At 65.2% G+C, this 17,896-nt stretch carries 17 protein-coding genes; 8 read left to right on the top strand and 9 right to left on the bottom strand.

The genetic code is table 11. The features are described 5' to 3' along the window. The first annotated feature begins 75 nt into the window (after positions 1-75). A complete protein-coding gene (gene tam, locus M1D44_RS14985; protein ID WP_316852958.1) occupies positions 76-855 on the top strand; it encodes a trans-aconitate 2-methyltransferase in 780 nt (259 codons plus the stop codon). A gap of 79 nt (positions 856-934) precedes the next feature. On the opposite strand, the gene M1D44_RS14990 is transcribed toward tam, so the two are convergent. Both M1D44_RS14990 and argC read right to left on the bottom strand, forming a co-directional pair. Continuing rightward, positions 935-1,771 carry a bifunctional allantoicase/(S)-ureidoglycine aminohydrolase gene (locus M1D44_RS14990; RefSeq protein WP_316852959.1) on the bottom strand — a complete coding sequence of 279 codons (837 nt, stop codon included), beginning with the start codon at positions 1,769-1,771 and terminating at the stop codon, positions 935-937. A 166-nt stretch (positions 1,772-1,937) separates the two neighbouring features. Continuing rightward, the gene (argC, locus tag M1D44_RS14995; protein ID WP_439004608.1) at positions 1,938-2,870 is read right to left on the bottom strand and encodes an N-acetyl-gamma-glutamyl-phosphate reductase; all 933 of its coding nucleotides are present in this window, start codon (positions 2,868-2,870) and stop codon (positions 1,938-1,940) included. A gap of 115 nt (positions 2,871-2,985) precedes the next feature. Here argC and M1D44_RS15000 point away from each other — a divergent pair, with 115 nt between their 5' ends. Together M1D44_RS15000 and M1D44_RS15005 are read left to right on the top strand one after the other, a co-directional pair. After that, on the top strand, positions 2,986-3,870 hold the full coding sequence (locus tag M1D44_RS15000; RefSeq protein WP_316852961.1) for a LysR family transcriptional regulator: 885 nt from the start codon (positions 2,986-2,988) through the stop codon (positions 3,868-3,870). A gap of 176 nt (positions 3,871-4,046) precedes the next feature. After that, positions 4,047-5,348: an MFS transporter gene (locus M1D44_RS15005; RefSeq protein ID WP_316684423.1), complete on the top strand. Its 1,302-nt coding sequence runs from the start codon at positions 4,047-4,049 to the stop codon at positions 5,346-5,348. 4 nt (positions 5,349-5,352) lie between these two features. Here M1D44_RS15005 and M1D44_RS15010 read toward each other — a convergent pair whose 3' ends face one another. The 5 genes from M1D44_RS15010 to M1D44_RS15030 form a co-directional block, all read right to left on the bottom strand. Beyond that, positions 5,353-5,784 carry an SRPBCC family protein gene (locus M1D44_RS15010; protein WP_112186420.1) on the bottom strand — a complete coding sequence of 144 codons (432 nt, stop codon included), beginning with the start codon at positions 5,782-5,784 and terminating at the stop codon, positions 5,353-5,355. A gap of 48 nt (positions 5,785-5,832) precedes the next feature. Next, the gene (locus M1D44_RS15015; protein ID WP_316852962.1) at positions 5,833-6,270 is read right to left on the bottom strand and encodes a carboxymuconolactone decarboxylase family protein; all 438 of its coding nucleotides are present in this window, start codon (positions 6,268-6,270) and stop codon (positions 5,833-5,835) included. Positions 6,271-6,349: 79 nt separating this feature from the next. Beyond that, complete coding sequence (pdxR, locus tag M1D44_RS15020; protein WP_316852963.1) at positions 6,350-7,807, bottom strand: MocR-like pyridoxine biosynthesis transcription factor PdxR; 1,458 nt, start codon at positions 7,805-7,807, stop codon at positions 6,350-6,352. A gap of 73 nt (positions 7,808-7,880) precedes the next feature. Beyond that, a complete protein-coding gene (locus M1D44_RS15025; protein ID WP_316852964.1) occupies positions 7,881-9,095 on the bottom strand; it encodes an NnrS family protein in 1,215 nt (404 codons plus the stop codon). A 20-nt stretch (positions 9,096-9,115) separates the two neighbouring features. Further along, the gene (locus M1D44_RS15030) at positions 9,116-10,321 is read right to left on the bottom strand and encodes a globin domain-containing protein (RefSeq protein ID WP_316852965.1); all 1,206 of its coding nucleotides are present in this window, start codon (positions 10,319-10,321) and stop codon (positions 9,116-9,118) included. Positions 10,322-10,551: 230 nt separating this feature from the next. Here M1D44_RS15030 and M1D44_RS15035 point away from each other — a divergent pair, with 230 nt between their 5' ends. The 4 genes from M1D44_RS15035 to M1D44_RS15050 all read left to right on the top strand — a co-directional run bounded on the left by M1D44_RS15035 (position 10,552) and on the right by M1D44_RS15050 (position 14,556). After that, positions 10,552-11,031: an RrF2 family transcriptional regulator gene (locus M1D44_RS15035; RefSeq protein WP_316852966.1), complete on the top strand. Its 480-nt coding sequence runs from the start codon at positions 10,552-10,554 to the stop codon at positions 11,029-11,031. A 264-nt stretch (positions 11,032-11,295) separates the two neighbouring features. Next, entirely contained in the window at positions 11,296-11,934 is a 639-nt protein-coding gene (gene dinD / locus M1D44_RS15040; protein ID WP_316852967.1) for a DNA damage-inducible protein D, read from the top strand. Between the two features lie 124 nt (positions 11,935-12,058). Further along, positions 12,059-12,439: a DUF2795 domain-containing protein gene (locus tag M1D44_RS15045; protein ID WP_316852968.1), complete on the top strand. Its 381-nt coding sequence runs from the start codon at positions 12,059-12,061 to the stop codon at positions 12,437-12,439. Positions 12,440-12,894: 455 nt separating this feature from the next. Then, complete coding sequence (locus M1D44_RS15050; protein ID WP_024977143.1) at positions 12,895-14,556, top strand: S-layer protein; 1,662 nt, start codon at positions 12,895-12,897, stop codon at positions 14,554-14,556. A 30-nt stretch (positions 14,557-14,586) separates the two neighbouring features. Here the strand turns inward: M1D44_RS15050 and M1D44_RS15055 are convergent, their stop codons facing one another. Both M1D44_RS15055 and M1D44_RS15060 read right to left on the bottom strand, forming a co-directional pair. Further along, positions 14,587-16,038, bottom strand: coding sequence for a sensor histidine kinase (locus M1D44_RS15055; RefSeq protein ID WP_112186428.1), 1,452 nt, complete (start codon positions 16,036-16,038; stop codon positions 14,587-14,589). Further along, positions 16,016-16,696: a response regulator gene (locus tag M1D44_RS15060; protein WP_024977145.1), complete on the bottom strand. Its 681-nt coding sequence runs from the start codon at positions 16,694-16,696 to the stop codon at positions 16,016-16,018. Before M1D44_RS15060 ends, M1D44_RS15055 begins: the two co-directional genes overlap by 23 nt. A 147-nt stretch (positions 16,697-16,843) precedes the next feature. Here M1D44_RS15060 and M1D44_RS15065 point away from each other — a divergent pair, with 147 nt between their 5' ends. Beyond that, the gene (locus M1D44_RS15065; RefSeq protein ID WP_112186430.1) at positions 16,844-17,893 is read left to right on the top strand and encodes an ABC transporter substrate-binding protein; all 1,050 of its coding nucleotides are present in this window, start codon (positions 16,844-16,846) and stop codon (positions 17,891-17,893) included. Positions 17,894-17,896: the final 3 nt, after the last annotated feature.

Consider the following 17,896-nt stretch of genomic DNA (forward strand, 5'->3'; position numbering starts at 1 on the left):
CCGGAAATTGAATTCATTTTACTGATCGAGCAGGAAACCGGACACTTCGCGCATCGGCAAACGAAGGAGCGCATCGTGACGACCCCACACGATTGGTACGCGAAACAGTACGTGCAATTTGAGGACGAGCGCACGCGACCCGTCCGGGACCTGCTGGCCGCAGTGCCGCCTACGCCCATCCATGTCGCCATCGACATCGGCTGCGGTCCGGGCAATTCGACGGAAGCGCTGATGGCGCGTGCGCCCGCCGCAGCCATTCGCGGCACCGACGCCTCGCCCGACATGATCCAAGCCGCACGCAAGCGCCTGCCCGACGTGCGCTTCGATGTCGCCGACATTGCTGCGTGGGATGAGCCCGGCGCGTACGACCTGATCCTCGCCAATGCGGTGCTGCAATGGCTGCCGTCGCATGAAATGCTGTTTCCGAAGCTCATCGGCAAACTTGCGGCCGGTGGCCACCTGGCCGTGCAGATGCCGGACAACCTCGATGAACCGGCGCACCGCCTGATGCGCGAAGTGGCAGCTACGGGGCCGTGGGCCGGCAAGCTCAAGGGTGTCGAGCGCACGGAGCGCTTCGATGCGCGCCGCTATTACGCGCTGCTCTCGCCTCTGTGCTCGCGCGTCGACGTATGGCGCACCACGTACATGCACCCGCTGCAAGGCGGGGCGGATGCGGTGGTCGAATGGTTCAAGGGCAGCGCGTTGCGCCCGTTCCTGGCAGCGTTGAGCGAAGACGAACGCCCTGCGTTCCTCGCGCGCTATCGAGACGCAATCGCCCAGGCCTATCCGGCCCTCGACGACGGCACGGTGCTGCTGCCATTTCCGCGCCTGTTCATCGTGGCCACGCGCAAGTAAGCGAAATTCCCGAAACAGAAACGCTCGCCATGAAAAAAGCCACCGAAGTCGGTGGCTTTTTGTTTGACCTCTGCGGCGCTTAGCGCGACGGGTTCAGCGTCAGGTTCATGTGACGGTTCACATCCTTGTACAGCAGGTAACGGAAGCGGCCCGGCCCACCCGAATAGCAGGCCTGCGGGCAGAACGCGCGCAGCCACATGAAGTCGCCGGCTTCGACCTCGACCCAGTCCTGGTTCAGGCGATAGACAGCCTTGCCTTCGAGCACATACAGGCCATGTTCCATCACGTGCGTTTCGGCAAACGGAATCACGCCGCCCGGCTCGAACGTCACGATGTTCACGTGCATGTCGTGGCGCATGTCGCTCATGTCGACAAAGCGCGTCGTCACCCAGGCACCGTTGGTGCCCGGCATCGGGGTCGGCTCGATGTCCTGTTCGTTGGTGACGAAGGCTTCCGGCAAGGGAATGCCATCCACGACCTGGTAGTGCTTGCGGATCCAGTGGAAGCGCACCGCGGCATCGCTGAGGTTGTGCAGCGTCCAGTCGGCGCCCGGGGGAATGAACGCGTACCCGCCCGGCGTGAGCGTGTGCTTCTTGCCCTGCAGCGTCAGCTCGGCTTGGCCTTCAACAACGAACAGCACGGCTTCGGCGTTCTTGTCCTGCTCGGGCTTGTCGCTGCCGCCGCCCGGGTTCACTTCGACGATGTACTGCGAGAAGGTCTCGGCAAAGCCCGAGAGCGGGCGGGCGATCACCCACAGGCGCGTGTTGGTCCAGAACGGCAGCCAGCTCGTGACGATGTCGCGCATCACCCCTTTGGGGATCACCGCGTACGCCTCGGTGAACATCGCGCGATCGGTCAGCAGATCCGTCTGCGGCGGATGGCCGCCATGCGGCGCGTAATACGTGGTCTTAGACATATTGCATTCAGGCAATGGGTTGGTCCGGCCCCGGGCGCAAACAGCATCGGGCGGTTCGTACACGGGCGGCGTTGACGATAGCGAAGTCACTCACAATCGACCAATTAAATGTTGCGATGACTTCCATTCGATTTGCCACTACCCACTGGCCCCTGCGGTGCGCAGATCAGCGCGCCAGCATCAGGTCCAAGTTCTGGACCGCCGCGCCTGAGGCGCCTTTGCCGAGGTTGTCGAACACCGCCGTGAGCAAGACCTGACCGTGGCCATTGGCGAACACACCCAGACGCATGTCGTTGGTGCCGTTGAGCGCCTGGGGATCCAGATGCGGCAAGGCCGAAGACACCTGCAGCGGCATCACCGCCACATGCCGCGCGCCAGCGTAGTGATCGGCCAGACACGCGTGCAGCGCGGCCGCATCAACGCCGGCATTGAGCAGGCGCAGTTCCAGCGGCACCGTCAACACGATGCCCTGGCGATATGCGCCGTAGGCCGGGACGAACATTGGCCGCTGCGTGAGCCCCGCATGCAACTGGATCTCCGGCGTGTGCTTGTGTGCCAGGCCCAGCCCATACACCTGGAACGGCAATGCATGCGCTGCTTCCGGCCCTTCGTAGGTTTCCACCGCGGCGCGGCCACCCCCCGAATAGCCGGACACGGCATGAATGCTGATCGGGTAATCCGCCGGCACGAGGCCCGCCTGCACGAGCGGGCGCAGCAGCCCAATCGCGCCGGTCGGGTAGCAGCCCGGGTTGGTCACGCGCGACGCTGCGGCAACGCGATCGGCTTGCGCTTCGTTCATCTCCGGAAAGCCATACACCCAGCCCGGCGTGGTGCGATGCGCGGAGCTGGCGTCGATCACACGCACGCCCGGGTTGACGATGGCCGCCACCGCCTCGCGCGCAGCCGCATCGGGCAGGCACAGGATGGCGATATCGCAGGCGTTGATGGCCTCGGCGCGGCGTTGCGCATCTTTGCGCGCGGCGGCGGGTAGCGTCAGCAGTTTCAGGTCCTGCCGCTCCACACGGCCGCGCAGCCGCTCGTGAATCTGCAGGCCGGTGGTGCCTTGGTCGCCATCAATGAAGACGAGGGGAGTGGACATGACGGGGCGCTCCAGTGGAAAGAGAGTAGTGGCAAATGCGAACCCCCATCTTCGAGCGGCACCTAGAATATGAAAAGTTGAATTTCCCAACCATCACATTCAGCTTTTCTGAATCATGCGAGAAATCAGTCTGGACCGCCTGCGCACCCTCGTGGAAGTGGCCGGCCGCGGCTCGTTTGCCGACGCAGCTCGGGCCCTGCATCTCGCGGCGCCCACGGTCAGCCTGCACATCGCCGAGCTGGAAGACCGCGTGGGCGCGCAACTTCTCTCACGCAAGCGCGGGCAGGTGCAGCCCACCGCCATTGGCGAGGTGATGGTGGACCGCGCCCGCAAGCTGCTCGCCGATGCCGAACAGGCGCTGGACGATATCCAACGGCAAGTGCAGGGCCTGAGCGGGCGCGTGCGGCTGGGCGCTTCCACCGGGGCGATCGCACATCTGCTGCCACAGGCGTTGGACGTGCTGCGGCAAGACCACCCCGCCATCGACGTGCAGGTGGCGGTGCTCACCTCGCAGGAAACGCTGGTGGGGCTCGCCGATGGGGCCTTGGATATTGGCCTGGTGGCGCTGCCGCAATCGCAGGTGGCCGGCCTCGCCATCAAACCGTGGCGGCGCGACCCCGTCATGGCGTTCCTGCCGGCGCACTGGACGAGCCCGGCGCGCATCACGCCCGCGTGGCTGTCTGCACAATCGCTGATTCTGAACGACGCCACCACACGACTCTCGCGCCAGACGACCGAATGGTTCGCGGCGGGCGGCCATCACCCCGCGCCGCGCATCCAGCTCAACTACAACGACGCCATCAAGAGCCTGGTCGCGGCCGGTTATGGTGCAACGCTGCTGCCGCATGAGGCATCGGACGCGCCATCGGATACGCGCATCACCATGCGCCCGCTGCGGCCGGCCTTGTGGCGAGAGCTTGGTATCGCCCACCGGGCCGGTCATGTAGAGCGATCGACACAGCACGTGCTCGACGTGCTTTGGATGCTCCGGGCGAAATAGCGCATTGCACGCCTCGAAATCGTGACGAGGCGCAGAATCCCGCTTGAATAAAGTTTGACTTCTTGTGTCGCGACAACTATCGTAAGATATGTTTTATGACACAACGCGGCGTGCCTGCCGGCCGATTCCGGCTCCAGCCTGCGCGCGCCGCCTCCTCCCTTTCTTCGCTCGCCCTCATGCCCTTACTTGATTCTTCGCGCGAGCGCCGGTTGCTCTGGCTGCTCGCGCTCACGCAGTTCACCGTCATCATGGACTTCATGGTGATGATGCCGCTTGGTCCGCAGATCATGCATACGTTTGGCATCGGTCCGGCGGCGTTCGCCACGGCGGTGTCGGTGTATTCGCTGTGCTCGGGTGCTTCCGGCCTGCTGGCCGCCACCTATGTCGACCGCTTTGACCGGCGCCGCCTGCTGCTGACCGTCTACGGCCTCTTCACGCTGGCCAACCTGGCCTGTGCGCTGTCGGGCAGCTACGGCATGCTGCTGTTTGCCCGCGCCTTTGCGGGCGTCACCGGCGGCGTGCTCGGGTCGATCATCATGGCCGTGCTGTCAGACGTGGTGCCACCCGCACGGCGCGGCGCCGCCACTGGTGTGGTGATGTCGTCGTTTGCGCTGGCGGCCATGGCGGGCGTGCCCGTGGGCATTGCCATTGGCGCGCACTTCGGCTGGTCGGCGCCGTTCTTCCTGCTGACAGCGCTCACGGTGCTGATCTGGCTGGGCGCACGGCAGACCATTCCGCCGCTGGCCGAACATCTGGCAGGCAAGCGCAGCCAGACGCTGGGCGAGATCCTTTCCGGCCTGTGGCAATTGCTCACCAACCCGCGCCACCTGCGCGCCTTTGTGCTGACTTTCGTGATGATGGGCTCGCACATGATGGTGATTCCGTTCATCTCGCCGGTGCTGGTGGCCAACCACGGGGTGTCGCCAGAAAACCTGTCATGGCTGTATGTGGCCGGCGGCGCGGCGTCGTTCTTCAGCTCGCGCGCCGTGGGCAAGCTGGCCGACCGTTACGGCCGCCGCCGCGTGTTCGTGGGCGCCGCACTGCTGGCGTTCATCCCGGTGCTGGTGATGACGCATCTGCCCGACTGGCCCTTCATCGGCATGCTGCTGTTCTTCCCGTTCTTCATGGTGATCCTCTCCAGCCGTATGGTGCCGATGCAAGCGCTGATGACGACGGTGCCCGCCCCGCAGGTGCGCGGTGCGTTTCTGTCGGCCAACAGCGCTGTGATGTCGGTGGGTACCGGCGTAGGTGCGTGGCTGGGCGGGCTTCTGCTGTCCAGTGGCGCGGGTGGACGCATCGAAGGCTATGGCCTCAACGGCTGGCTGGCCGTGGCGGCGGGGTTGTTCTGCGTGTTCTGGGTGAGCCAGGTGAAGGGATCCGATACACACGGCGACCCGTCGCTGGGTGCCTCTCCGGCATCCGCCGGAGCGTCCGGTCCGCAAACGGCGCCGCAAGCGCCGCGAGCCGAAAAGGCCTGAGGGGCTATTCGGCTTCCAGTACCATCTTCAGCTTCACCAGGTCACGCTGCACCCATTCGGCATCGGCGTTGAATTGTGCGTCGTCCATGTTCGGTTGCTGAAACAGCGTGAGCGAGACGGTAGTGCCCGCGCCGTTGCGCACCACGCGCAGCGGCACGTAGACGATCGATCCGTCCGGCAGGCGGACCCAGTGGTCGGCAATGCCAAATTCATTGGGCGGGCTGAAGCGGATGAACACGCTGCCTTCGTCGCTGTTGGGTGCGGCCTTGGCAATCCACTCGTCGGGTGCCGCGCCCGAACCCTGTGTGCCGGGCGCAAGCCCTTCCGACAGGCCTGTCGCCCAGATCGGGAAGTTCAGCGGCTCGGCCAGGAACATGGCCACATCATCGAAGTGACGCTCGACATTCACGCTTAGGGTGCGGACGTTGTGCAGCATGTGGCCTCCGTGGGCGGCGCGCGCCGTGCGAGGCAGTATATGCGGCGCTCAGGCGGGCAGCTTGCGAAAGCTGATGGCCAGGCGGTTCCACGTGTTGATGGTGCTGACCAGCAGCGTGAGATCGACCAGCTCGGCATCGGAGAACTGCGCCCGCACGGACTGCCAGACGTCATCCGGCACGCGCGTTTGTGCGACGAGGGTGACGGCTTCCGTCCACGCCAGCGCGGCGCGCTCGCGGTCGGTAAAGAACGGCGTTTCATGCCAGACGGACACGGTAGCCAGGCGGCGGTTGTCTTCACCGCCCTTGCGGGCATCGGCGGTGTGCAGGTCGACGCAATAGGCGCAGCCGTTGATTTGCGAGGCGCGCAGACGCACGAGTTCAGTCAGCGGTTTTTCCAGCGTGCTTTTGGTCAGCGCTTTTTCGAGGCCCATGACCGCCTGGATAGCGGCGGGATTGCTTTGATAGAAGTCGAGGCGGGGTTTCATGAGATGGCTCCTGTGCTTGAGAACTGGAGCCAGTCTAGGCGCCGCAGTGGCACCTTGAAATTGCCAATCCCAGCGAATATCAGGTAGCCACTGTAGCCAACACTTCCGCCAGCTTGCCGAGGCCCGCGTCGATCTCCGCAACGTTCACATGGCCGTAGCCGATCAGCAACCCGGGCTGCGGCGGCCGCGCCACATGCATCCTGGCTGTGCCGTATAGCCCGACGCCCACGCTCTCCGCCAACTTGACCAGCTCGGCTTCCGCCAACGGCGTTTGCAACTGCGCTGCCATGTGAATGCCCGCCGCAGACGGCACGGGCGCCAGCCACGGCGCCAGCGGGCCACGCAGATGCTGCAGCAGCGCATTGCGGCGTGCCGCGTACTCCTTGTGCATGCGGCGCAGGTACTTGCCGAAATCGCCGTCGAGCATGAACTTGGCCAGCGCCGCCTGCATGAGCGATTCACTGTGCCAGTCGGCCACCTGCTTGGCGTGCCGCAGCGGCGCCACCAACGAAGCGGGTGGCACCACGTAGCCGATGCGCAGCTCCGGAAAGATCGTTTTGGAGAACGTGCCCACGTAAGCCACGCAACCGGCGGCGTCCAGACTCTTGAGCGATTCCATGGGGCGGCCGTCGAAGCGGAATTCACTGTCGTAATCGTCTTCGATGACCAGCGCGTCATGGCGCTGCGCCCAATCGAGCAGTTGCGCTCGGCGCGCCAAGCTCATCGGCATGCCCAACGGAAACTGGTGCGACGGCGTTACGTAGACGAGCTTCGCGTGCTTCGGCAGCGCATCGACGACCAGGCCTTCAGCGTCTACCGGCACCGGCACGACCTTGGCACCCAGCGCCTGCAGCGCAATGCGTGCGGGCGGGTAACCGGGGTCTTCGATCGCCACCGTATCGCCGGGGCGCACGAGCACGCGAGCGATCAGGTCGATGGCCTGCTGCGCGCCCTGCGTGACGACAATATCGCCCCACGCACACACCACCGCGCGACTGAATGCGAGATAGCGCGAGATGGCCAGGCGCAGCGCCTGGTCGCCCGCCGGGTCGTGATAGCCGCCGCGCCCGCGGGCCTGCTGGCGCAGCGCATGCGCAACACAACGCCGCCACACGTCGAACGGGAACAGGCGCTTCTCCGTCACGCCGCCCACAAAGTCGTAGACGAGGTTCGCGCGCGGGAGGGGCAGCACCGCAGGCATGTTGTTCCAGGGCGTGTCGAAGGTGCGTACGGCCGGCGTGGGCGACGCAAGTTGCGCCGCAGGCGAAGCGGCCGGCGTGCGGGTGCGCAACCCTTCGGTGGCTTCGGCCACGAAGGTGCCAGAGCCGGCGCGCGGCTGCAGATAGCCCTCGGCGATGAGGCGTTCGAATACGTCGAGCGTAGTCTTGCGCGACACACCAATCTGCAGCGCAAGGTCGCGCGTGGAGGGCAGACGCTCACCCGGCACGAGCCGGCCATCGAGGATGGCAGTGCGGAGTTGTCGATAGAGCTGGCCGGCAAGGTCGTGCCGGCCATGGATCGTCAAATGGACATCCATCGTGGGCGCAGTGTGCTAAGGGGCTGCGCCATTCTACGGAAGCCGCCGGAGGCGGGAAGGGCAGGGGTGAAGCTCAGCCTTCCCGGCCGTCAGCGCGCGGCGCCATCAGCCACGGCGTGTAGCGCCACAGGTACGCCACGAACGCCGCCACCCACAGCACACTCGCCCCGCCGATCCACACTTCGCGCGGCAAGAAGGCGGGCCCCGCCACGCGCACGACTGCAGCCAGCGCGACGGCTGCGTAGGCGAAATTCTCTGCCCGGCCCGTGCGCAGCATCCGGCCGGTGTGGCCCAGCGCGGTGCGCGTGATCATGGCGATGATGGCACCTCCGATTGCCCCCGCCGTGAGCGCATGCAGCGCGGTGGAACGATCGCCCCAACCGAGCGCTGCGGCGGCCAACATGGCAAAGCCGATGGGCAGAAAGGCATACGCCACATGCAAGATGGAGACGATGGGCGTGCGCAGCGTGCGGCGCGTGTCCCAGCCGGCCCAGCGGACGGCCTGCACGACTGCCGCCGCCGCAAACACGATGGCCGGAACAATGCCTTGAAGCGGCGTCGCCAGCATGACAACGGCCAGCGCCGTCGCCGGTACGATGGCGCGCTCGGCCCACACCACGCGGCGCACGTGTGCACCAGGAACGGCGTTGGACGTGAACATCGGGATGACGCGCCCGCCAATGACCGTGACGAACAGGCAAACCAGCCCGGCGGCCGCATCGAGGCAGCGCAATGCGGCCAACGGCGCCTCCAGTGCCAGCGCCGCATGGAACGCGGCGTTGATGGCACCGAGCACCAGCAACGCGATCGCCAAGCCGTAGTTGCGTGCGCTTTTTGCGCGCCGCAAGACACGCAGGAACGCCACGCCGCACGCCGGCAGGAACGCCACATCCGCTGCCACGGCCAGCGGCACGGGGCCCGTCCACATCAGCACACGCGCCGCCAGCCACAGCGCAGCCAGCGCAGCGAGTTGCGCGCCTTGTGGCGTCTGCAGGCCCGTCCAGTTCTTGCCCGCGGTGAAGAGGAAACCCACCACCACCGCTGCCGCAAAGCCGAACACCATCTCGTGGGCATGCCAGAACAGCGGCGCCATGGTGGCCGGGCCCTGCGACGACGGCAGCACCCCCAGCAGCAACGCTGCCCACAACGCCATGCCCAGCGCGGCAAACGCGGCTGCGAGCAGGTAGAACGGCCGGAAGCCGAGCGCGAAGACCGCTCGCCCCGTGTAAGGCACGCGGCTTGCCGGGTCGGGCTTGCCGATGGTGAGCAACGGGGCTTGGCGGGGCATGGTGATTTCCGTGGTTCAGGTCAGAGGATGTCGTCCAGCAGATCGGGGCCGAACACTTCGCGGTGGATGCGCTCCGACGGCACGCCGCTGGCGAGCAGCGCCGCGCGCTGCGCCTGCATGAACGGCAGCGGGCCGCAGAGATAGAAGTCCGCTTCCGTGCCGTTGTCGCGCACGAACGTGTCGACCTTCATGCGGCCGGGCTGGGCCGGGCGCTGTGCGAACTCCGCGTCTTCGCCGGACTCCAGGAACACGTGCGCTTCAAACGCCGGCAGCGCTTGTGCGGCACGCTCCAGATCATCGGCGTGGGCGACATGCGAGGCCGCACGACCGGCGTGGCTGAAGACGATCTTGCGTGCGCTGTTCTGCTGCGCGAGCGTGTTGAGCGCCGAGATCATGGGTGTGATGCCAACACCGGCCGACATCAGCACGATCGGGTTGTCGGTTGCCAGTTGCGGCACGAAGTCGCCGTAGGGTTGGCTGACCAGCAGGACATCGCCCTCGCGCGCATTGGCGTGCAGCCAGCTCGACACGGTGCCCGCCGGGCGATCGGCATCACCCGCATCGCGCTTGACCGAAATACGCCACGTGCGGCCATTCGGCGCATCCGACAGGCTGTACTGGCGCTGCTGCAGCGCGCCCGGCGCCAGCTCCACTTGCACCGAGATGTATTGACCCGGCAGGAAATCGGCCAGCGGTGCATCACCCACGGCTTCGAGCGTGAGCGAGACCACGTCTTCGGCCTGCTGACGGCGCTCGACAATGCGCACCGGCTGACGATGGTCGGGGCCGCTGCCGGTGTGCTGGTACAGGCGTGCTTCAGCCGCAATCAGCTCGGCCGCGAGCAGCCAATAGGCCTCGTCCCAGGCGGCAAGCAGGTCGGGCGTGGCGGCATCGCCCAGCACTTCGGCAATCGCACCCAGCAGGTGGCGCGCGACGATGGGGTAGTGGCTCGGCTTGATGCCCACAGCGGCATGCTTGTGCACGATGCGGTTGACCACGGGCGCCAGCGCCGCGTTGTTGCCATGGTTGGCGGCGTACGCAAACACTGCCGACGCCAGCGACTGCTGCTGCGACCCATTGGCCTGGTTGCCCATGTTGAACACGTTGGTCAGCTCGGGGTGGCTGGCGAACATGTTGCGATAGAAGGTCTGGGTGATGGTCAAGCCGTGCTCGCGCAGCACCGGAACGCTGGCATCGATATAGGGCTTGGACTTGTCGGACAGCATGCTGGACTCCAAATATGCGTGAAATATGCAACAAATAAGACGGGGGGCGCCGTCACGCTTTGTTCTGGATGGCCTGGTGCTCAGGCAACCGCTTGCATTGGATTCTATTAAACATATATTTGTGATGCAACAAATTGACCTGCGGCAAACCGGCGCATCTTGGAGGCAACTTCCCGATAAGATGTGCCTCTCATGAATGTTTTTATCTGCGGCAAACCCGCACGCCCGCCATGCGACTGACCGACTACACCGACTACGCCCTGCGCACGCTGATCTACGTGGCCGTGCACCCGGACGAACTCGTCACGATCCAGCGCATTGCGGATGCCTTCGACATTCCCAAGAACCACCTCATCAAGATCGTCCAGCAGCTCGGGCAGGACGGCTTCCTGCACACCGTGCGCGGGCGCGCGGGCGGCATCACGCTCGGCCGCCCAGCGGCCGAAATCAACCTTGGCGATGTAGTGCGCGCCACCGAGCCCGACTTCCGCATGGTCGAGTGCTTCCATGGCGACGACAACCACTGCGTCATCACGCGCGTGTGCGGCTTGCGGGGCGTGCTGCACGCGGCGTTGCGGGCGTACTTTGAGGTCCTCAATGGCTACACGCTGGAGGATCTGGTCGACAAGCCGAACGCGGTCAGCCGGGCGTTGGGAGAGGCGCCACTTCCAATGCCGCGTGCAGCCAGACGCAAAGGCGTTGAAGCTTAAGCACCTGTCCTAGCTGCCGTGACGCGCCCCACATCCGGAGCAATTGACAACGTTTGACAGCGCCTTTTCCTGCCGGCACCTAGATTGTTTGCTCCGCAAACTTTCAGTATCTGGGAGCAACATGGCTGGCGTACCTGCCCACAACCATCACCAAACGTTCGAAGGGATCAAGCTGCTGGACGACGACGGGTCTGAATTCTGGTTCGCACGCGAGCTGGCACCGCTGTTGGACTACCCGCGGACCATTTTTACGAGACCGTTAAATTGGTCGAACTCGGCTCCGGCGCAGAACGTCGGGTGGCCGACTACCGGCTCAGCCGCTACGCCTGCTACCTCATAGTCCAGAACGGCGACCCGTCCAAGCCGGTCATCGCCAACGGGCAAACGTACTGTGCTGTGCAGACACGCCGCCAAGAGTTGGCGGACGAAGCCTGCCTTGGTCAGCCCACCGAAGATGCGCGCCGCCTCATGCTGCGCGGCGAGATTGCCGAACACAACAAGGCACTGACGAGCGCTGCCAGGAAGGCCGGCGTGGAATCCACTCTGGACTACGCCATCTTCCAGGACCATGGCTATAAGGGGCTCTACGGTGGCTTGGGCGCCAGGGACATCCACGCAACGAAGCGCCTCAAGAAGAGCCAGAAGATTCTGGACCACATGGGCAGCACAGAATTGGCCGCCAACCTGTTCCGCGCGACCCAAACGGAAGACAAGCTGCGCCGCGACAACGTGCGCGGCAAGCGCCACGCCAACGAGACGCACCGCGAGGTTGGCGCCAAGGTACGCCAGACCATTGCAGAGATTGGCGGCACCATGCCTGAGAAGTTGCCCACGCCGGCCAAGAGCATCAAGCAGATCGAGAAGGAACAGCGGGCACTGAAGAACGATGTCGAGCCGACGTAACTCGACCGTTGCTCGCACCCCTTCGTCCCGTACCGCCGCACCGCAGGCATGTTCGCTGCTGCAAGACGGTTGTTGGCCGCGCCATTTCCGGTGAGGGCCTAATCAACCGACCAGCGGAGGTGTCATGAAACCAACTCGCGACAAGAGCAAGCACGCATCGCACTCGAAATCGACGTCCCAGAGCCAGCGCAGCAGCGCATCCGGCAACGAGCGTGGCGGACACGCCAGCCACGGCAGCGCCGGCAAATCGTCTGAACGTGCGGGTGCCAAGTCGCACGAGCGCGGCACACAGGGCGGCAGCGGGCGTGAACACGCAACGCATTCGCCGATCGGCATTCAGAAGGCCCTGAAGGGCGCGTCCTACCCGGCGAAGAAGCAGGAGCTGGTGAAGACCGCGCAGGCCAACGGCGCAGACGACAGCACGCTCAGGACGCTGCGCGATATGCCCGACGACGAGTACGACACGCCGGCGGCCGTTTCCAAGGCCATCGGCCACGAAATGTGATGCGCACCCGCGCAGGAGGACGATTCATGAACCGATCGACACAGCATATTGGCGCGCGCCGTGTTGCCGCGTCGGCTGTTGGGGCGCGCTGGGCTGTGGCGGGGCGCTTGGTATAGCGCAGGCAGCGGCGGGCAAGTCCGACAGATGGCGGAGCAGTTAAAACCCGCCGTGAAATAATTCCTCGCTACGTCCGCCAAGGCCTTGCCCTGACGCCGGGACAAATCGCGATGCACGCGGCCCCTTTTTGGGGCCGTTTTCTTTGCGCGCTGTTTGCGTGCCCAACCGCTTCGTTTTGGGCCACACCGCTTCCTGTTTTCATGCCGCTGCGTCACTAAATTTTCATGGTTTCCCGCCAAGATTCGGCCGCGCAAACGTTTTAGTTGTGCATGAGCCGCCCACACGCATGGGTGGTCGGAAGCGTTTGCCCGACCTCATCGAATCGACAGGAAACCACAATGCTTTCGACCAAGAAAACGCTGCTCGCGATTGCGGTGCCGGCGTGCATGACCCTCGGCCTGTACGCGTGCGGCGGCAGCGACGACCCCGCGCCCACGAGCACTGCAGGCACCTCGCCGGCACCGACGACGCCCACCACGCCGACACAGCCCGCCAAGCCGCAGGGTATGTGGACGATGGGCGACCTGCACGTGCACACGGCGGAGTCCGTCGATGCCGTCACGCCGCTGTCCACGGTGCTCGACCACGCGTTCGACCTCAACGGCTTGGACTGGATGGCCGTATCGAACCACCTGCGCCCGTCGCCGCGCGATGCCACGGGCGCCGCGCTTGCGGGCGGCTCCATTGCCGCGTCCGCCGGGATCGCCAAGTACGAGATGCCCGCCATTGCGCAGGCGCAGGCGGCAGGCAAGTACGCCGGCAAGCTGATCTTCTCGGCTGCCGAGTGGGACATGCCCACGCACGACCACCTGAACGTCGGCATCTTTGATGGCTCCGACAAGCTGCAGACGTCGGCCAAGGGCCTGAACAAGTTCGAATACTTCTTCACGCAGCAGTCCGCGTCGCTGTTCGACCCAAACGATGTGACCGCGTGGCAGCAGGAAGGCCCGCGCGCCGGCACCACGCACGCCGATGTGGTCAATGCCTTCAAGTGGCTCAAGACGAATTACCCGAACTCGAGCTACGGCCTGATCAACCATCCGTCGCGCAACCCGGGCAAGTACACGGTGGCGGACTTCCGCGAGTTCAACGACACCGCGCCCGACATCATGTTCGGCATCGAAGGCATGGTCGGCAACCAGATGGAACCCGACCGCGGCGGCTATACCAGCGCCTACACCGACGCCAACCTGAAGAACCGCACCTACGGCGGCGTCGATTACGTGGTCGCGCAAGTCGGCGGCATCTGGGATGCGCTGCTCGGCGAGGGCCGCCGCGTCTGGAACTTTGCCGATTCCGACCACCACTTTGAAGTGGACGCCACGCAGCAGTTCAGCAGCGGCTATTACCCCGGCGAATACGCCAAGACCTACATCTGGCTGCCGGGCACCAGCACCGACCTGAAGACACTGCTGACGGCCATGCGCTCGGGCAAATCGTTCGCCGTGTTTGGCGACCTCATCAACGCGCTGGACTTCAGTGCGGGCACCACGACCACGTCAACCGACATGGGCGGCACGCTCACGGCCAAGGCCGGTGATAAGGTGACGATCACCATCCGCTTCAAGAGCCCCGACCATAACAACTACGAGTACCCGCTGGGCAGCGGCTTCAAGGTCAACATGCGTCCGGTGGTGGATCACGTTGATCTGATTGCGGGCGACGTGACGGGCAAGGCTGCATCGGGCACGCCAGCCTATGCGAAAGACACCAACGACTCCACCAAAGTCATCGCCACGTTCACGAAGGCAGACTGGAAGGTCGACGCCGACGGCTACAACAGCATCACGTACACCTACACAGCGGCCAAGAACCAGTACTTCCGCCTGCGCGGCACCAACCTCGGCATGAACGTGTCGGGCGAAACCAGCAACGGCAACCCGCTGCCGGATCAGAAGACTGTGGTGACGGAAAACGCCGCGCGCTTCAACGCCATCAACGATCGCAACTACAACGATCTGTGGTTCTACTCGAACCCAGTGTTTGTGTCGGTGCAATAAACGCCGAAGCAGTAAGGCAGCGGCGGTGACTTACGCGGCGGCGGGCCCACTCGTCCGCCGCAGCCAAACCGTCACCGCCAGCCCGGCGCCACCCGGCCCGGGCGCCAGCGCAATCTGGCCGCCCATGCGATCCACGATCTGACGCACGATCGCCAGACCCAGGCCGCTACCCTGGGTCTGCGTGCCTTCCAGACGCGTGAAGCGCTCGAACACGCGTGTGTACGCCTCGGGCGGAATGCCGGGGCCGTCGTCGGTCACGGACAGGATGGCCCAACCGTAGTCCGCCGACACCTGCACCGTCACGTGGCCGCCTTCCTGCGTGTAACGCACGGCGTTGTCGACCAGGTTGAACAGCAGGGCAGCGATCAGCGTGCGATTGCCTGACGTCCACACGGGCAGCTCGGCAGGCTCGATGCCCAGATCGATCCGGCGGCCATCGGCCAGCAGCGCAAGGTCTTCGAGCACGGTGCGCGCCACTTGCGAGAGGTCGACCACCTCGCTCGTCGCGGCCGATGCTTCGGCCTGAGACAGCAGCAGCAAGTCGTTGATGAGATCCGCCAGGTTGCGTGTGCTGGTTCGCGCGGCCTTCAGGACTTCGTGCAGCGCGGCATCTGCGTTGGTTTGCGCTGCCACCTGCATCTGCGTATCGAGAATCGCGAGCGGCGTGCGCATCTGGTGCGCAGCGTCGGCAATGAAGCGCTTCTGCGTGATCGCGTTGTCGGCAATGCGCTGCAGGTATTGGTTGAACGCCCCCGCAATCGGCTGCAGCTCGTGCTGCAAGCCATCGGGGTCGAGCGGTGCAAGATCGGTAGGCGCGCGCGCCGACACATTGCCGGCCAATCGCAAGATCGGCCGCAGCTCAAGCGTCAGGCCGATGAGGATCATTGCCAGTGCCAGCCCCACCAGCGCGAGTTGGCGCACGGTGCCGGGCCACCACAACTGGCGGACCATCGCGTCACGACCGTTCATGGTTTGCGCGACGCGCGTGACGACGCGCTCGGTACGGCCCGCGTCGTACATGGTGCGCACCACGGCGGCCACATGCACGGGCTGGCCTTCCACGGTATCGGTGTAGGTGCCGGCGTCGGCCAGGCCGGCCGCGTCAAACGCCGGGCGCGTGCCAAAGTCGAGCCGTCCGGCCAGCAGGCGCCCGTGCTCGGTGCTGACCTGGTATGCCACCTGATCGCGCACCGGTGTTTCCGGCGCGGCAAATACGGCCAGCGCAGCCGGCGGCACCGACACACGCAGGCGGCCTTCGTCCCATTCAATCTGGCCGCTGATCATCTGTGCGGCCGTGTCGAGCGCATGGAAGTGCACGAGATCGGCGTTGTGACGTGCGGCGGCCAGATCAAGCCAGCCATCGGCCGCCACGTAGACGACCAGCGGCAATGCCAGCCACAACACCAGCCGCGCACGCAGGCTGCGCGCCCGCGTTGGGGCGGACTGCGCTGGTGCTTGATCAGGACTGCGCGGCGGAGGCATCGCGCAGCAGGTAACCGAGGCCGCGCAGCGTGACGATGGTGGCGGCGGAATGCTCCAGCTTCTTGCGCAGGCGGTGGATGTAGATCTCGATGGCCTCGGGGCTGGCTTCGTCATCCATCCCGAACACGCCGTTCACCAGCGCCGGTTTGGACACCGTGCGCCCCAGCTTGAGCATCAGGATTTCCAGCACGGTGTGCTCGCGCGCGGGCAGCACCAGTGGCTGACCGGCCAGGTTGAAGGTGCGGCTGCCGGTGTGGTACGTCAGGTCGCCGCATTGCAGTTCGACGGACTGATCGGGGGCGCTGCGCCGCACCAGCACCTGGATGCGTGCAATCAGCTCGCGAATCTCGAACGGCTTGACGAGGTAGTCATCGGCGCCGGCACCCAGGCAGGCAACCTTGTCGTCGATCCCGCCGCTGGCCGTGAGGATCAGCACCGGCACCGGGTTGCGCCGGCCACGCAAACGTTGCAATACACCTTGCCCCGACAAGGTGGGCAATTGCAGATCAAGCAGCACCACATCGTAGTGTTGCGTAAGCAACAGCGTGTCGGCGGATTCGCCATCGGTGGCGTGATCCACGGTGAAATGGGCGCGGCGCAGGGCCTCAGAGAGCCAGTGCGCCAGCGGGGCGTTGTCTTCGATCAGGAGCAGCTTCATGCGAAAACAGCGCGTCCGAAAAATGAAAGCGATTTGTGGGTTGCCGCTTCCTAGAATGGTGGCGGCTGCCTACGCGCGCCGGAGGCATCACTCACCAGATCCGGACCGCGCGATACTGATATCTACAAAAGAGCCGGAGACAACTCAATGGGTGTTTTTACCTGCAGGACCGCCCGCGCACGCGGCGTCCGGGGCTGGGTCACGCCGTGGCTCGCTGCCTTTCTGGCCGTGGCAACTTCGCATGCCCTTGCACAAGACCCGGCGCGCCTGACGCTCATGGTCAGCGGCACCGCCAAGATGATCTACCTGCCCGCTACGTTAGCGCAGCGCCTGGGCTATTTCCATGACGAAGGGCTCGACGTGGAACTGCTCTCGCAGCCCGCCGGCGTCGATGCGGAAAGCGAACTGCTCACCGGCTTTGCGCAAGGCGTAGTCGGCTTTTATGACCACACCATCGACCTGCAGGCCAAGGGCAAGGAAGTGCGCGCCATTGTCGTATTCAGTCAGGTGCCGGGCGAGGCGGAAGTCGTGTCGACACGGTTGCCGGCGACGGTGCAGTCCATGCGTGACCTGCGCGGCCGCACGCTGGGCGTGACGGGGCTGGGCGCATCCACCAGCTTTCTCACGCGTTACCTGATGACGCAGCAGGGGCTGTCGGCCGGCGACTACACCATGCTGCCAGTCGGCGCCGAACGCAGCTTCGTCACCGCGCTGCGCAGCGGCCGCATCGATGCCGGCATGACCACCGACCCGACAGTCTCGCGCCTCGTGCACAGCGGCGAAGCACGCGTGCTGCTCGACTTGCGCACGCTGGAGAGCACGCGTGCCGCGCTGGGCGGTTCGTATCCGGCCGCGTGTCTGTACTTGCAGACCGAATGGCTGGAAGCGCATCCGGACGTCGCCGCCAAACTGGCCCGCGCATTCGTGCGCACCCTGCGTTACATGCACACGCACGGTGCTGAAGACATTGCCGGACGCATGCCGCCTGAATTCCGGCGGGATCATCCCGAGCTGTACACAAAAGCGCTTGCCGCCGCGTTGCCCACCTTCAGCACCGACGGACGCATGCCGGACGACGGCCCACCCACCGTCCTGCGCGTCCTCGCCGCCAGCAATGCCAACGCGCGCGACAAGCACATCGACCTCTCGCGCACCTACACCAACAAGTTTGTCGATCAGGTGCGCGAGCGCCGCTAGCTC

The sequence above is a fragment of the Ralstonia sp. SA306 genome (genome assembly GCF_054792405.1).

Coding starts and splice junctions, on each gene's coding strand:
- M1D44_RS15045 (WP_316852968.1), top strand. CDS start 12,059: ATGAAACCAACTCGCGACAAGAGCAAGCACGCATCGCACTCGAAATCG.
- argC (WP_439004608.1), bottom strand. CDS start 2,870: ATGTCCACTCCCCTCGTCTTCATTGATGGCGACCAAGGCACCACCGGC.
- M1D44_RS15005 (WP_316684423.1), top strand. CDS start 4,047: ATGCCCTTACTTGATTCTTCGCGCGAGCGCCGGTTGCTCTGGCTGCTC.
- M1D44_RS15065 (WP_112186430.1), top strand. CDS start 16,844: ATGGGTGTTTTTACCTGCAGGACCGCCCGCGCACGCGGCGTCCGGGGC.
- M1D44_RS15015 (WP_316852962.1), bottom strand. CDS start 6,270: ATGAAACCCCGCCTCGACTTCTATCAAAGCAATCCCGCCGCTATCCAG.
- pdxR (WP_316852963.1), bottom strand. CDS start 7,807: ATGGATGTCCATTTGACGATCCATGGCCGGCACGACCTTGCCGGCCAG.
- M1D44_RS15010 (WP_112186420.1), bottom strand. CDS start 5,784: ATGCTGCACAACGTCCGCACCCTAAGCGTGAATGTCGAGCGTCACTTC.
- M1D44_RS15035 (WP_316852966.1), top strand. CDS start 10,552: ATGCGACTGACCGACTACACCGACTACGCCCTGCGCACGCTGATCTAC.
- M1D44_RS15050 (WP_024977143.1), top strand. CDS start 12,895: ATGCTTTCGACCAAGAAAACGCTGCTCGCGATTGCGGTGCCGGCGTGC.
- M1D44_RS15025 (WP_316852964.1), bottom strand. CDS start 9,095: ATGCCCCGCCAAGCCCCGTTGCTCACCATCGGCAAGCCCGACCCGGCA.
- M1D44_RS15000 (WP_316852961.1), top strand. CDS start 2,986: ATGCGAGAAATCAGTCTGGACCGCCTGCGCACCCTCGTGGAAGTGGCC.
- M1D44_RS15060 (WP_024977145.1), bottom strand. CDS start 16,696: ATGAAGCTGCTCCTGATCGAAGACAACGCCCCGCTGGCGCACTGGCTC.
- M1D44_RS15030 (WP_316852965.1), bottom strand. CDS start 10,321: ATGCTGTCCGACAAGTCCAAGCCCTATATCGATGCCAGCGTTCCGGTG.
- M1D44_RS14990 (WP_316852959.1), bottom strand. CDS start 1,771: ATGTCTAAGACCACGTATTACGCGCCGCATGGCGGCCATCCGCCGCAG.
- M1D44_RS15055 (WP_112186428.1), bottom strand. CDS start 16,038: ATGCCTCCGCCGCGCAGTCCTGATCAAGCACCAGCGCAGTCCGCCCCA.